The following is a 13,812-nucleotide window of genomic DNA, read 5'->3' as shown; positions in this document are numbered from 1 at the left end:
GGCATTGTTAACATCACTTTCAATAAAAAATTACGCTTTAATAGATACGCTTCATGTTGATTTCAATGATGGTTTATCCATAATTACGGGAGAAACTGGAGCAGGTAAATCTATACTTCTTGGAGGGTTATCATTAATCCTGGGAAAACGCGCCGATTTAAATAGTTTAAAGCATACCAATCAGAAATGTGTTATTGAAGCCGTTTTTGATATTTCTGCTTATAATTTAAAATCACTTTTTAAGACTGAAGATTTTGATTACGAATCACAAACTATTATTCGTAGAGAGATACTGCCTTCAGGAAAATCAAGAGCATTTGTGAATGATTCTCCTGTTAACTTAAGCAGTTTGCAATTATTAGGAGAGCGTTTAATAGATATCCATTCACAGCATCAAACATTAGAACTTACGAGTAATGAATTTCAGTTTCAAGTCATCGATGCGATTGCAAATCATGATGGCGTATTACAGAATTATAAAGACCTATTAAAGACCTATAAAATGCTTCAAAAAGAACTAAAAGAACTTTTAGTTTTTCAAGCAGAAGCGATTAAAGAACATGATTATAATTCGTTTTTGTTAAATGAATTAGTTGAAGCTAAATTAGTAGATGGTGAATTAGAAACTTTAGAAGAAGAATACGAAACTCTTAATAACATTGAAGGGATAAAAGAAAAACTGGATGAAGCACATCATTTATTAAGCGAAGAAGAGGTAGGAGCCCTGTCTACGCTAACAGCATTAAAGAATACATTTCAAAAACTATCAGGGTTTTCATCTAAATATGAAGATTTATTTAATAGAATTAATAGTAGTTTAATAGAAATGGATGATGTGTTTAGCGAAGTTAATGCTTTACAAGATACTTTAGAAGTAGATCCCAGTAGGTTAGAAACGGTTGATTTAAAGTTGAAAATGCTTCATAATTTGATGCAAAAGCATGTAGCTGCTAATATTTCAGAATTAATTAATATAAAGAATGAGCTTGAAGAAAAAGTATCAATAACAGAAAATTTAGATGATACCATTCAGAGAAAACAACTAGAAATTGACTCTAAAACAACTGAATTAAATACTATTTCTAAAACACTCCATAAAAAACGAACAGAAGTAATCCCTCAATTAAAAAAACAATTGGAAAGTGTTTTAGTTAGTTTGGGGATGCCAAATGCTCAATTTAAAATAGAAGCTTTTTATAGTGATACTTTTTTTACTAACGGAAAAGATGAATTGTCATTTTTGTTTTCGGCAAATAAGGGAGGCGATTTTAACGCCCTTAAAAAAGCAGCTTCAGGTGGTGAATTGTCAAGAATTATGCTGGCAATAAAATCAGTTTTATCAAAATATATAAAGCTACCTACTATTATGTTTGATGAAATTGATACCGGAGTTTCTGGTGAAATATCAAACAAGATGGGGGATATCATGTTACAGATGAGTAAAACAATGCAAGTATTTTCTATTACTCATTTACCTCAAGTTGCAGCAAAAGGACATTCTCATTTTAAAGTCTATAAAGAAGATGTTAATGATACCACGCAAACGAATCTTGTAAAACTCAACCACGATGAGCGAATTGTAGAAATAGCTCAAATGTTAGGAGGATTAGAGATGTCTTCATCTGCTATTGCACATGCTAAAGAATTGCTGAATTAATTAGTATCTTTGACGCCATAAATTAAAGTAAAGTATGAGTTATAATAATGCCGAAGACTTATTCTTTGAAGCTGATAGATTAATTGATGAGCAAAAGATTGTAGAGGCAAAGCATTTATTAAATGAAATTCTAGAGGATCATCCTGATTATGCTAAAGCTCATAATCATTTAGGGTGGATTTATCATTATAAAATGTCTGATTATGCTAAAGCAGAAATGCATTATAAATTGGCATTAAAATACGCAAAAAACTACCATGCCCCTTATGGCAATTATTCTTATTTTTTAATAGATAAGTCAGATTTCCAAGGAATGATTGAGTTTGGATTTAAGGCGTTAAAAGTAGACATAGTAGATAAAGGGATCATTTATAACCAATTAGCTAAGGCTTATGAATTGACCTCAAGGTTGGAGTTAGCTTATACTTATTATAAAAAAGCAAAAATGAGTTCAACAGCTGCGAATTATATTCAAGAAATGAATGCATCATTGCATAGAGTAAAAGAAAAGATGAATATATTTCAGAAAATTAAATTTGTTTTTAAATAAAATATTAAATAATCAACAAAAATATAAACCAAAAACTATGTCATATAATTTATTAAAAGGAAAAAGAGGAATCATTTTTGGAGCACTGGATTCTAATTCAATTGCTTGGAAAACTGCTGAGCGTGTACATGAAGAAGGTGGAACATTTGTACTAACAAATGCACCAGTTGCTATGCGTATGGGACAAATAAATGAATTAGCAGAAAAAACGGGTTCTCAAATTATTCCTGCCGATGCGACTTCTGAAGAAGATTTACAAAACTTGGTTGAAAAATCAATGGAGATTCTAGGCGGTAAAATAGATTTTGTATTGCATTCAATTGGTATGTCTATTAATGTTAGAAAAGGAAAACATTATACAGATCAGAACTATGCATGGACGCAAAAAGGAACGGATGTTTCTGCGATGTCTTTTCATAAAGTCATGCAAACACTTTATAAAGCAGATGCTATGAACGAATGGGGAAGTATAGTGGCTTTAACTTATATGGCAGCACAACGTGTTTTTCCAGATTATAATGATATGGCTGATAATAAAGCCTATTTAGAAAGTATTGCTCGTAGTTTTGGGTATTTCTTTGGACGTGATAAAAATGTACGTGTCAATACAATTTCTCAATCACCTACACCAACCACAGCAGGAAGTGGCGTTAAAGGTTTTGATGGGTTTATAGCCTATGCCGATAAAATGTCTCCTTTGGGTAATGCGACAGCATTAGATTGTGCAAATTATACGGTTTCTTTATTCAGCGATTTAACGAAACGTGTTACGCTACAAAACCTATTCCATGATGGCGGTTTTAGTAATATGGGAGTTAGTGATGCAGTCATGGACACATTTATGAAAGAAGACTAAAAATATTTAAATATTGAAAACAAGCCACCCATAAAACGGTGGCTTTTTTGTTACATTTGTTTTATGCAATTACAGTTTTCTTTTATCATTCCCGTTTATAATCGTCCAGACGAAACTCAAGAGCTTTTACAGAGTTTTGAGGTTTTACAAGGAAATACGCCTTTCGAAATTGTTATAGTAGAAGATGGCTCAACAATATCGTCTAAAAAGGTCGTTGATGCTTTTAGGGATAAACTAGAGATATCTTATTTTTTTAAGGAAAATTCGGGTCCGGGAGACTCTAGAAATTTTGGAATGCAAAAGGCAAAAGGAAACTATTTTATCATTTTAGATTCCGATTGTATTTTACCAAAAAACTATTTATTAGAAGTTGAAAAAAGTTTAGAAAAGAACTATGTAGATTGTTTTGGGGGACCAGATGCTGCACATAACTCGTTTACAAATCTTCAAAAAGCCATTAATTTTTCAATGACATCGTTTATTACTACTGGTGGTATTAGAGGGCATAAAAATAGTGTTGATACATTTCAACCACGTAGCTTTAATATGGGGCTTTCAAAAGAAGCCTTTATAGCTTCAAAGGGATTTGGACGTATACACCCGGGAGAAGATCCTGATTTATCTATCAGACTTTGGAATTTAGGCTATAAAACCAAGCTGATTCCTGAAGCTTTTGTTTATCATAAGCGCCGTATTTCTTGGAGTAAGTTTTATAAACAAGTACATAAATTTGGACTGGTACGTCCCATTCTAAATAAGTGGCATCCATCTACAAAAAAAATCACTTATTGGTTTCCTACAATTTTTTGTATGGGGTTTATAATGTCACTAATACTTACTTTTTTTAATTTTAAGTGGGGCTTAGTAGGCTATATGTTGTATTTTGTAGTAGCATTTATATTTGCCTTACTAAACACAAAAAGCATAGGGGTCTCAATGCTTTCTTTAATGGCCATTATGATTCAGTTTTTTGGATATGGTTACGGGTTTTTAAAGTCAACGTTTGCTGTTTCAATACTTAATAAAAAACCAGAAATTTATTTTCCCAAATTATTTTTTAAATCGAAATGATAAAAAAGATAAAATCTGAAATACTAACTTCAATAAAAAACAAAAGAATAAATGTGTTTGTTTTATTTTTATTGTTTGCATTTATAATTTTAATATTTACTAAGCTGTCAAAAGAGTATACAAATACTATGGCTTTTGATATTGAAAAAATAAATATACCTGAAGAGAATGTGATTTTAAATGATTCTGTAATGCTAAATATTACTTTGAAAACGCATGGATTTAAATGGCTTAGGTATTATATTTCTAAACCAAAGATTAAGATAGATTTCAGGAATGATGTTGATAAAAAAGAAGGGGGCTTTTTGTGGAATAAATCTAAAGCGTATTTAAATAATACGCAGTTTGATGAGCAGGTAGAATTACTTAATATTTCTCCAGACAGATTAACTTTTAGATATGGTGTCAATTTGGTGAAAAAAGTACCAGTTAAATTAAATGCTACTATTAATTTTGAACCAGGTTATGATATCTCAGATAAATTAGTTTCAGACCCTGATTCTATTGTAGTTATTGGTCCAGATATTTTGGTATCTAAAATCAACCTTTTAGAAACTGAAGAAACTATTTTTAATGATGTAAAATCTAATCTAAAAGAAAGGACTAATCTAAAGTTCCCCGAAAATGTTTCTGATTTAAAGTTTTCTGATGATAACGTTGTTATAAAAGCTCATGTAGAAAAATTTACTGAGGGAACATTAAAAATACCAGTAAGCATTATTAATGTTCCTAAGGGCGTGAGGTTAAAATACTTTCCAAAAGAAGTGAATGTCTCTTATTATATTAGTTTGAGTAATTTTAATTCGGTCACCAACAAAGATTTTAAAGTCGTTTGTGATTATACTAAAGCTATAGAGAATCAATCTCTTTTAGTCCCGGAATTCATGAAATTTCCGAAGACGGCTAAAAACATTAAAATTAATCAACAGCGTATAGAATTTATAATTACAAAATGATTATTGTAGGACTTACAGGGGGTATAGGAAGCGGAAAAACAACAGTTGCTAAGGAGTTTGAGGCGTTGGGGATACCTGTTTATATAGCAGATGTCGAAGCTAAAAACCTTATGCATAAGTCCAAAATTATTAAAAGGAAACTTACTCAATTATTTGGAAATAAAGCTTATATTAATGGTGCATTAAACAAACGTTATATTGCAGATATTATCTTTACTAATAAAGCATATTTGCAAAAAATGAATGACATTATTCATCCTAGAGTAGCGAGGCACTTTGAAAAATGGGTGTTAAAACAAGATACCCCATATGTTATAAAAGAAGTTGCTATTTTATTTGAAAATAATGGGCATAAAGCCTGTGATTATGTTATTACAGTTATTGCACCTAAGGACTTACGAATAAAGCGCCTTCTAATCCGTGATAATACAACTAAAGACAAAATTCAGGCCATCATGAAAAATCAATGGACGGATGAAGAAAAAGTAAAACATTCAGATTATGTTATCGATAATATAGATCTTAAAATTACTAAAAATCTGGTTGCTGATATTCATAAAGACATTCTTAAAAGAGCTTAAAAAAGAAGCCATTTTAACATTTTTGTTAATGTAAGGTTAAAAGGGGAGTGTCATAAATGTTAAAATGTTAATTTTGAACAGTGAGCAAAAGAATATTCATCCTACTAACAATACTAATGAGTTTATCTCTTATTGGTATTATATCTATTCAAGCTTATTATATTAATAATTCTGTAGAAAACGAAAAAGAAAGATTTAAGTTTATTGTTAAAGGCGCGCTTAGTTACGTTTCTAATACTATAGAAGACAATGAATCGGAAAAATATTTTTCGAAATATTTAAGCTTAGATAAAGAGAAAAAAGTTGATGAAGATGCTGTTTCTCAGTTGTTAATTTATCAGAAAAATAACAGCACAAAAGAAATGCTCATTTATAGTAGTAATATTTTTGAAGAAAATTATAAATTATCTTCTTCGCTCCTTGACATTGGCTTAAATTTGGATAGTATTAGTGCTAAGAATATAATAAGCAGTTCGAGTACAGAAATTTATAGTAATATAGATTTATCTGAAAAAGACATTTTACAAAGTCCTATTTCTAAAATTGTTAGAAGCGGGAGTATGGATGAAGCACAAAGATTAAGTTTTGAAAAGAGCTTTAAGGAAATTTCAAAAAGAACTCCAGTGCATAAAAGGGTTTCTGAAGAAGAGATTCGAGAGTTATTATCTAATAAGCTTGGAAAAGAAGGTGTTGAAATAGACTTTGAATTTGCCATTTATGATAATGATTTAGCAACAAAAGTACGCAGTGATGGTTTTGAAAATGATATCATGTCTACTTATAAAGTGCCCATTTTTTATGATGAGAACAATCAAAGTCTCTATAAGCTTTTAGTCAATTTTCCTGATGATAAAAAGTATATTTTATCATCAATAATAGGAATGATATTGTTGTCAATAGTTTTTACATCTATTATAATAATAGCATATTCCAGTGCATTGTATCAACTTTTAAAACAGCGAAAGATATCTGAAATAAAGACGGATTTCATTAATAATATGACTCATGAGTTTAAAACACCAATAGCAACTATAAATCTAGCTTTAGATGCTATTAAAAACCCAAAGGTTATAGATGATAAAGACAGGGTAATACGTTATCTTTCAATGATCAAGGAAGAAAATAAACGTATGCATGCGCAAGTTGAAAATGTATTAAGAATATCTAAATTAGAAAAAAACGAACTCAATATTAGTAAAGATAGGGTCAATTTACATGAGTTGATTGATGATGCAATTACCCATGTAAAACTTTTAGTTGAAGATAGGCAAGGTTATATTAAAACATTTTTTGAAGCAGATAAATCTTCTATTTTAGCTAACGAAACTCATTTTACAAATGTTATTGTTAATATTCTGGATAATGCGATGAAATATTCTCCAGAAGCACCAAAGATTGAAGTATATACTGAAAATGTAGGTACAAATATTTTAGTAAAGATAAAAGATTATGGTAGTGGTATGAGTAAAGCTGCCGCTAAAAGAGTATTCGAAAAATTTTACAGAGAACACACAGGAAATATTCATAATGTTAAAGGTCACGGTTTAGGTTTAGCTTATGTTAAACGTATTGTAGAAGATCATCAAGGTTATGTATCTGTAGAAAGTGAAAAAGGAAAAGGAAGCACATTCACTATAAAGCTTCCACTAATATCATAAATTATGGAAGAGCAAAAAAAGAGAATTTTATTAGTAGAAGACGATCCTAATTTCGGAACCGTTCTTAAAGATTATTTAATGATGAATGATTACGAGGTAACTCATGCTAAAAACGGCATGGAAGGGTTTGAAAAATTCAAAAAAGATGATTTCGATTTATGCATTCTGGATGTTATGATGCCTTATAAAGATGGATTTACATTAGCTAAAGAAATAAGGGAGAAAAATACGGATGTTCCAATTATTTTCTTAACAGCAAAAACAATGAAGGAGGATGTCTTAAGAGGTTATAAAGTTGGAGCTGACGATTACTTAAACAAGCCTTTTGATAGTGAAGTGCTATTAATGAAAATTAAGGCTATAATACAACGTAAAGCAACCGAAACCATTTCTGATAGTAAACAATTTGAATTTAAAATTGGTAGTTTTGATTTGAATTCCAAGTTGCGTTTCTTACGTTTTAATGGTGGCGAACCTGTAAAATTATCACCTAAAGAAAATGAATTACTACGCTTATTAGCATTACATGAAAACGATTTAATGCCACGAGAATTGGCACTTACTAAAATCTGGCGTGACGACAATTATTTTACATCTCGTAGTATGGATGTTTATATAGCAAAGTTGCGTAAATATCTAAAACTAGATGAAAAAGTAGAAATATTAAACATACATGGAGAAGGTTTTAGGTTAGTAATTAATACTTAGTAAAATACGCTTTATCATGATATTAAATCCAGCTCAATGCTGGATTTTTTGTTTAATACTTATATAACTAACCTTAATCTGGTTACTGTTATATTATTTAAGTATGTGTCTTTGTTGAAAATAGTTTTTTATTATTGAAATAAATGTTCAACTATTATTTTCGCGGCAATTTGACTACCTTTTATAGAAGGATGAAATCCATCAGAACTGTAATATTCATTATCTCTAGAGGAATCAATATAATTTTTCCATACCTTACCTACAGGTAGCAATATTGAGCTGTAGATTGATGCTGCGTCTTTATGGTTTTTTATAACATCGTCAAACGTATGATAGTAATTTAAAGAAGGCCAAACCATAAAGTAGCATAATTTGGCTTCATTTAATTTACATAAACTGCTATATTTCCCCCCGTATTCAATCAGCATTTTTCTACCATCACTTTGAGATGAGGGTCCTTGTTGGAGAATTACAAAATCATATTTTTTACTTGAAATTAGTTTTTGTACTTGTCCATCATTCCAATGGTCTTGAATGGCATAGTTAGGAAATGCAATCATTTTAGTATTAATTTCTATTCCTTTTTGCTTGGCATATTTCTTAACAAGTAGGGGCAAATTATTAGTATAAGTAAGACTGTTACCAATAAATAAAATATTATTATTATGGGTTTCTTGTTGACTATATAAGCTAGAAAAAGTAATTATTAAAGCGAAAAACAAGAAAAATAATTTTTGCATATTTTTGGATTTAAATTTCAGATGACGTGTTCCTCTTATAACGTCAACAACTATATAAAAGAAAACAAACCAGAGAGGAATCCACAGCGTTTTCCGAATAGATAGATAGTAAATAAGTTATATATACATGCCTTAAGTTTGTAATCTACTGTTCCTATTTCAGAGAGTCATAAATCATAGTGAAAAATGGCCTTAATATTATAATTAAACTCATTTTAAGCCGGTTTTTTATTTAATATTTTTCAAAGTCGTCTAATGCAAACGCATTATTGTAGTGTGTTTCATTAATTGATTCATTTTCTGTAGAGTCATAATCAATCAATATTTTCCAAAGGTTTTCTTCCTTTTTTAGAATGACATGGAATTTTCCGTAATATGATTTTTCGTTTTCAGTATTCAGATCTCTAGTAAACTTATAAATACCTCGTTCTGAGGACATACCGTCTTTAGAAAATCGTTCTAAAAATCTAAAAGAGATGGTTTGTTTTAAGGAAGTATTTTCCCAACGATTTTTGTAACCGTTTAAATAAGCTTCTTTAGTTTTAATAGATTTAATGTCTTTATTAACCCGAATTAGATCGTTACTGTGTAAACTTTCAAATAATTGATAATCTAAGGATTCAAAAGATTTGGTAAAATTGCTCCAAACCTGGGAATTAATAGCTTCTAAATCATTAATATTTTGAGCAATAGTCTTGCTGCCTAAAAGCAAGAATAAGCTTATAATATAGGTTGTTAATAGTTTCATTTTTGCCTTTTTTGATAGTTAAAAGATACAAAAACTATTAAATATTGTCTATTAACCAGCTTTTAAATTCGTAAAAATTTTGAGGAGCTACCCCATGTCCAACAGGAAATTCGGAATATTGGTGTTTAATATTAAGGCTGTTTAAAAATGGTGCGGTTTGCCGTGCCCAATCAACAGGAATCACTTGATCTACACTTCCATGGGAACAATAAAAATTAAGGTGCGAGTAGTCCTTAATTTCATCTTTAGGCAAGATATCTTTATTAACATAACCACTTAAGGCAATGATATTTTTAACTTTCTCAGGATAGGTTAAAGCGACAGCATAGCTTAAAATACTCCCTTGGCTAAACCCTAAAAGAGATACATTGTTTTTATTTACAGGGTACGTTTTGATGACTTCATCAATAAACTTTGAAATTAAATCTCGCGATTCTATGGCTTGTTCATTATCATTCCATTTGCCTTTATCAGCATCGAAGTTAATGGTATACCAGGCATTTCCATAGGGTTGCATAGGATAAGGTGCTTTTACCGAAATAATAAAGAGTTCTTCTGGTAATTCGCTGGCAAATGAAAACAAATCGTTTTCATCACTACCATAACCATGCATCATGATTAATAATGGTGCATTTTCGGTTAATGTAGATTCACGAATTATGTGGTGTAATGAGAGTGTATTGTTAATCATTTATTTCCCAAGATTTGCAAATATTTTTTGGTATAAGTTCCCAAGAAGTGGAACCGCTTGTGCTTTTCGCCCTAAAGCATTTGTAAAACCATAAATAAAGAGTACTGCAAAAAACAGATAAAAACCTAAGGATATAGTCCAACTATCAAAGCTTCCAATAATATATCCAAGAGCGAAAAATGTAAGCCATAAACCTAAGGCTTGCCTTATGTGAAAACTAGCAAATTTATTTTTGTTTTCATTATTTAAATAAAAGGCAATTATGGTTCCAAATATAGTTAGGTAACTAATTATAGCATTATTTCTTCCTGCTTCAATATCTTTCTCTGTCATTATTTATTGATTTAATGAAATTTTGTTATTTGAGATAATACCATACACACTTCCTTTTAAAGTTTCACCTTCAAAAATGGTGTTTTTTGATTTTGAAATAATATCACTTTTAGAAAAGGAATATTTAGTGTCTGGATTAAAAAGTGTCATATTAACTCTATTACCAATATTAATTGGTGTTTGTTCTAAAGCAAAACGAGCTTTCCCTTTGGTTAAAATATCTATGGTTTTCTTAGTTGTGAAAATAGTTTGCAAAGCTCCAAAGGTACTTTCTAGCCCTATAGTTCCATATTCGGCATGATCAAATTCTACCTTTTTTTGTTCAATATCAATAGGATTATGATCGCTTGTTACCATATCTATGGTACCATCTTTAACCCCTTCAATTAAAGCCTCTACATCCTCTTGGGTACGCAGTGGCGGTAACACTTTAAAATGCGTATTAAAATCTGTTAATGCCGCATCCGTGAAATATAAATTATGTATGGTCACACTACAGGTAACATCTAACTTTTTTTTCTTTGCTTCTCTTATAAGTGCTACGGAAGTTGCTGTAGAAATAGTCGGGATATGCAATTTTCCGCCTGTATATTCTAATAAAAATAAGTCGCGCGCTACTTGTAGATCTTCTGCTAAAGCGGGGTTGCCCTTTAGACCAAGTGTGGTGCTCGTAATGTTTTCATTCATAACACCATGTCCGGAAATTTTATTTTCTTGTGGAAAAGAACATACTAATCCACCAAAATTACTCGCATATTGCAAAGCAATTTTCATAAGATTAGGGTTGGAAATAGGTTTTTTATAATCGTAAAAAGCTACAGCTCCTGCAGAGTTCATATCGTAAAGTTCTGCTAAATCTTCACCTTTGCTACCTATAGTGAGTGATCCAATAGGTAATAGTGTAACGGCATTATTGTGTGATTTCGCATTAACAAAAGTAATATCAGAATTAGAATCTAAAACAGGATTGGTATTTGCATTTAACGCTACCGCAGTAAAACCAGCAGCAGCAGCAGTTTTAAGCCCATTTTTTATGGTTTCACGTTCTTCAAATCCAGGCTCTCCAAAACATACACTACTATCAAACCAACCTTGAGAAATATACAGATTGTCTAACTTGATTTCTTGATAATTATTCTTGTTTTTAATGCTATTAGCAATCTTTGAAATCGTACCATTTTCTATTAATATATCTTGAGTTGTGTTATGAAACTCACTTTTAGGATCTATTATGGTGGCAGATTTTATAAGTATGTTCATTTAAAGTATTTTAAGATGCCCATTTCAATAATCAATAATGCTAGTGCAAAAATAACAAACCATTTCCATAAGGCATTAACTTTTGTATCACTTTTTAGGGTGTTGAAAATTTCGGTAATTGAATCGCTAATCGTTATGTTTTTTGATGGTGAAAGGTCTCTATAAGTTAAATTACTTTCATTTCTATTATAATTATAGCTTATATTTTTAATGCTTTCATTTTTATTCTTTATCGTATAAATGTTAGCTATTGACGGGTTTTTAGCAGTATTTATAACCACTTTATTGTTAAAGTATTGCTGCCTTGGGATGATATTAATATTGTCATTAACTAGCGATAAAATGTCATCTTGTTGCAATTGTGTATCAACATCAAAAGTATTTTCTTGTCCAATAGTATAATACAGATTAGGCGTTTTAAGACTCTGTTTTCCTATGTTATAAAGTGTAGGGACGATTAACGGTGAATTTATAAAATTTGAATTCTCGCCGTTCAAAGCAGCTGTAAATATAAAGGCATTATTTTTTTGATATAAAAATGGTTTGCTGTCTTCAAATTGTAAAACGGCAGTATTATTTAATGAAACACTGTAAAAGCTTTTCACTTTTGGATATTGAAAATTACTTACTTGTTTTTCAAATACGCCATTATTATACAAAGGATGTGCATAATTAATGGTCGTGATACGTTTTTCGGCTGAAAGTAAGTCGTTAAAATTAGAACCGTAATTGGCTAACAACTGATTATAAGATTGTTTATTTATTTTTTTTGAAGGAATTACAATTAATGTCCCTCCTTGTTTGGTGAATTGTTTTAACGTTGCTATTAAAGCATTAGGGATAACATCTAACTCATTTAAAATGATGAGATGCTGTTGATCTACAATATTATAATCTAATTGATTTTCTAAAGTGGCTGTATAATTGAATTCGTAATCAGTATAAATACGCTTTAAAAAAGAATCATTTACGGCATTTATGGAAAGTATATTGGCTTTTGATCCATTGTTAATATTGAAAAATAAACTATTATCAAACTGTAAATTACTGTCGTCAATCGATACTTTTCCATTAATGACTTCATTCACAGAAAGCGAAAATGTGGTTTCGGCATCATTTTCAATAGCTACCGAAGTTTTAGCAATTAGGTTGTCATCACTGAATAGTGAAACTGGTAGATTTTCAATAGTGTTTCCGCTATTTTTTATAAGTACTTTTAATTCTATAGCCGATGCTGTTCTTTTAGAAATATAAACACTATCAATAGTAATATTACTCGTATTTATAGGCTGTAGCTTTACTAAATGAAGGTTAGTAAGCGAGTCTATTTTTGGATTAAAAGGAGAGGTGTCTTGCTGAAAGTCTGAAATAAAAACCAGATTTTTTGAAGTACTATTTTGTTTACTGAACATGGTGTTGCTTTTTAATAAAGCAGCCTCGGATGTTAGTTTGTTAGATGAATAGCCTAATTGTAATAAATCGTTTTTAATAGCTTTTATAGAAGTATTTTTATAAGTATTATCATTAGTAATTAATGAAATGTTCTCACTTTCAGGTACGTTGCTAATAATATCCTGAACAGCACGCTTTAAAAGGACTCCTTGATTTCCTTTTGCTTGTAAACTAAACGAGTTATCTAAATAAATAACCGTTTCTTTTTTAGCTTTAAATACATCAGATTTGGACGTAAAAGGTTGCGAAAATGCAAAAACAATGGCAGCAAGAAGTAATAACCTTGTACAAAGAACCAACCATTTTTTTATTTGTGAACTTTTACGGGTTTGTAGCGTCGCTTCTTTTAAAAATGCCACATTAGTAAATGCCACTTTTTGGAATTTGCGTAATTGAAATAGGTGAACAATTATGGGGATAAGCAGTAAAAATAAAGCGTAAAGAAGTTCTGGGTGTTTAAACTGCATTCATTTTAGATTTGTCAAAGCTACATTTTTTTTTTCATTATTTATAAAAGATTAAAGTGAAATCCTTTTTTATGCTCTAGGTTT

14 protein-coding genes are annotated in these 13,812 nt (G+C 30.3%); 8 read left to right on the top strand and 6 right to left on the bottom strand.

Annotation, left to right across the window (positions count from 1 at the left end; translation table 11 throughout):
• Nucleotides 1-4: 4 nt before the first annotated feature.
• From recN to Q4Q47_RS19895, 8 genes are all read left to right on the top strand, one after another.
• Nucleotides 5-1,657 (top strand): DNA repair protein RecN, encoded by a 1,653-nt coding sequence (gene recN, locus Q4Q47_RS19930; protein WP_303308406.1) that lies wholly within the window; start codon nt 5-7, stop codon nt 1,655-1,657.
• Nucleotides 1,658-1,691: 34 nt separating this feature from the next.
• Nucleotides 1,692-2,207: a tetratricopeptide repeat protein gene (locus Q4Q47_RS19925; protein ID WP_303308405.1), complete on the top strand. Its 516-nt coding sequence runs from the start codon at nt 1,692-1,694 to the stop codon at nt 2,205-2,207.
• Nucleotides 2,208-2,244: 37 nt separating this feature from the next.
• On the top strand, nt 2,245-3,063 hold the full coding sequence (locus Q4Q47_RS19920; protein ID WP_303308404.1) for an enoyl-ACP reductase FabI: 819 nt from the start codon (nt 2,245-2,247) through the stop codon (nt 3,061-3,063).
• A 63-nt stretch (nt 3,064-3,126) separates the two neighbouring features.
• The gene (locus Q4Q47_RS19915; protein ID WP_303308403.1) at nt 3,127-4,134 is read left to right on the top strand and encodes a glycosyltransferase; all 1,008 of its coding nucleotides are present in this window, start codon (nt 3,127-3,129) and stop codon (nt 4,132-4,134) included.
• Nucleotides 4,131-5,090 (top strand): YbbR-like domain-containing protein, encoded by a 960-nt coding sequence (locus Q4Q47_RS19910; protein WP_303308402.1) that lies wholly within the window; start codon nt 4,131-4,133, stop codon nt 5,088-5,090. The genes Q4Q47_RS19915 and Q4Q47_RS19910 overlap by 4 nt, the downstream gene beginning before the upstream one ends.
• Nucleotides 5,087-5,671 carry a dephospho-CoA kinase gene (coaE, locus tag Q4Q47_RS19905; RefSeq protein ID WP_303308401.1) on the top strand — a complete coding sequence of 195 codons (585 nt, stop codon included), beginning with the start codon at nt 5,087-5,089 and terminating at the stop codon, nt 5,669-5,671. The genes Q4Q47_RS19910 and coaE overlap by 4 nt, the downstream gene beginning before the upstream one ends.
• Before the next feature lie 116 nt (nt 5,672-5,787).
• Complete coding sequence (locus Q4Q47_RS19900) at nt 5,788-7,329, top strand: sensor histidine kinase (RefSeq protein WP_303308400.1); 1,542 nt, start codon at nt 5,788-5,790, stop codon at nt 7,327-7,329.
• Nucleotides 7,330-7,332: 3 nt separating this feature from the next.
• On the top strand, nt 7,333-8,037 hold the full coding sequence (locus tag Q4Q47_RS19895) for a response regulator transcription factor (protein WP_303308399.1): 705 nt from the start codon (nt 7,333-7,335) through the stop codon (nt 8,035-8,037).
• 131 nt (nt 8,038-8,168) lie between these two features.
• Here the strand turns inward: Q4Q47_RS19895 and Q4Q47_RS19890 are convergent, their stop codons facing one another.
• The 6 genes from Q4Q47_RS19890 to Q4Q47_RS19865 form a co-directional block, all read right to left on the bottom strand.
• On the bottom strand, nt 8,169-8,777 hold the full coding sequence (locus tag Q4Q47_RS19890) for an SGNH/GDSL hydrolase family protein (protein WP_303308398.1): 609 nt from the start codon (nt 8,775-8,777) through the stop codon (nt 8,169-8,171).
• A 232-nt stretch (nt 8,778-9,009) separates the two neighbouring features.
• Entirely contained in the window at nt 9,010-9,525 is a 516-nt protein-coding gene (locus tag Q4Q47_RS19885) for a DUF4440 domain-containing protein (RefSeq protein WP_303308397.1), read from the bottom strand.
• A gap of 37 nt (nt 9,526-9,562) precedes the next feature.
• A complete protein-coding gene (locus Q4Q47_RS19880) occupies nt 9,563-10,216 on the bottom strand; it encodes an alpha/beta hydrolase (protein WP_303308396.1) in 654 nt (217 codons plus the stop codon).
• The gene (locus tag Q4Q47_RS19875) at nt 10,217-10,549 is read right to left on the bottom strand and encodes a hypothetical protein (RefSeq protein WP_303308395.1); all 333 of its coding nucleotides are present in this window, start codon (nt 10,547-10,549) and stop codon (nt 10,217-10,219) included. It abuts the gene before it with no gap.
• Nucleotides 10,550-10,552: 3 nt separating this feature from the next.
• Nucleotides 10,553-11,809 (bottom strand): dihydroorotase, encoded by a 1,257-nt coding sequence (locus Q4Q47_RS19870; protein ID WP_303308394.1) that lies wholly within the window; start codon nt 11,807-11,809, stop codon nt 10,553-10,555.
• Nucleotides 11,806-13,728 (bottom strand): BatA domain-containing protein, encoded by a 1,923-nt coding sequence (locus Q4Q47_RS19865; RefSeq protein ID WP_303308393.1) that lies wholly within the window; start codon nt 13,726-13,728, stop codon nt 11,806-11,808. Before Q4Q47_RS19865 ends, Q4Q47_RS19870 begins: the two co-directional genes overlap by 4 nt.
• Nucleotides 13,729-13,812 lie beyond the last annotated feature (84 nt).

The sequence above is a fragment of the Flavivirga spongiicola genome, assembly GCF_030540825.1.
In the GTDB taxonomy this organism is placed as follows: Bacteria; Bacteroidota; Bacteroidia; order Flavobacteriales; family Flavobacteriaceae; genus Flavivirga; species Flavivirga spongiicola.
Note: the sequence above shows the minus strand (reverse complement) of the source record. Positions and strands in the feature narration are given on the sequence as shown.

Excerpts from the sequence above, each read along its gene's own strand:
- Q4Q47_RS19890 (WP_303308398.1), bottom strand. The coding sequence starts at position 8,777 with ATGCAAAAATTATTTTTCTTGTTTTTCGCTTTAATAATTACTTTTTCT.
- Q4Q47_RS19920 (WP_303308404.1), top strand. The coding sequence starts at position 2,245 with ATGTCATATAATTTATTAAAAGGAAAAAGAGGAATCATTTTTGGAGCA.
- Q4Q47_RS19925 (WP_303308405.1), top strand. The coding sequence starts at position 1,692 with ATGAGTTATAATAATGCCGAAGACTTATTCTTTGAAGCTGATAGATTA.
- Q4Q47_RS19870 (WP_303308394.1), bottom strand. The coding sequence starts at position 11,809 with ATGAACATACTTATAAAATCTGCCACCATAATAGATCCTAAAAGTGAG.
- Q4Q47_RS19915 (WP_303308403.1), top strand. The coding sequence starts at position 3,127 with ATGCAATTACAGTTTTCTTTTATCATTCCCGTTTATAATCGTCCAGAC.
- coaE (WP_303308401.1), top strand. The coding sequence starts at position 5,087 with ATGATTATTGTAGGACTTACAGGGGGTATAGGAAGCGGAAAAACAACA.
- Q4Q47_RS19875 (WP_303308395.1), bottom strand. The coding sequence starts at position 10,549 with ATGACAGAGAAAGATATTGAAGCAGGAAGAAATAATGCTATAATTAGT.
- Q4Q47_RS19885 (WP_303308397.1), bottom strand. The coding sequence starts at position 9,525 with ATGAAACTATTAACAACCTATATTATAAGCTTATTCTTGCTTTTAGGC.
- Q4Q47_RS19900 (WP_303308400.1), top strand. The coding sequence starts at position 5,788 with ATGAGTTTATCTCTTATTGGTATTATATCTATTCAAGCTTATTATATT.
- Q4Q47_RS19910 (WP_303308402.1), top strand. The coding sequence starts at position 4,131 with ATGATAAAAAAGATAAAATCTGAAATACTAACTTCAATAAAAAACAAA.
- Q4Q47_RS19880 (WP_303308396.1), bottom strand. The coding sequence starts at position 10,216 with ATGATTAACAATACACTCTCATTACACCACATAATTCGTGAATCTACA.
- Q4Q47_RS19865 (WP_303308393.1), bottom strand. The coding sequence starts at position 13,728 with ATGCAGTTTAAACACCCAGAACTTCTTTACGCTTTATTTTTACTGCTT.
- Q4Q47_RS19895 (WP_303308399.1), top strand. The coding sequence starts at position 7,333 with ATGGAAGAGCAAAAAAAGAGAATTTTATTAGTAGAAGACGATCCTAAT.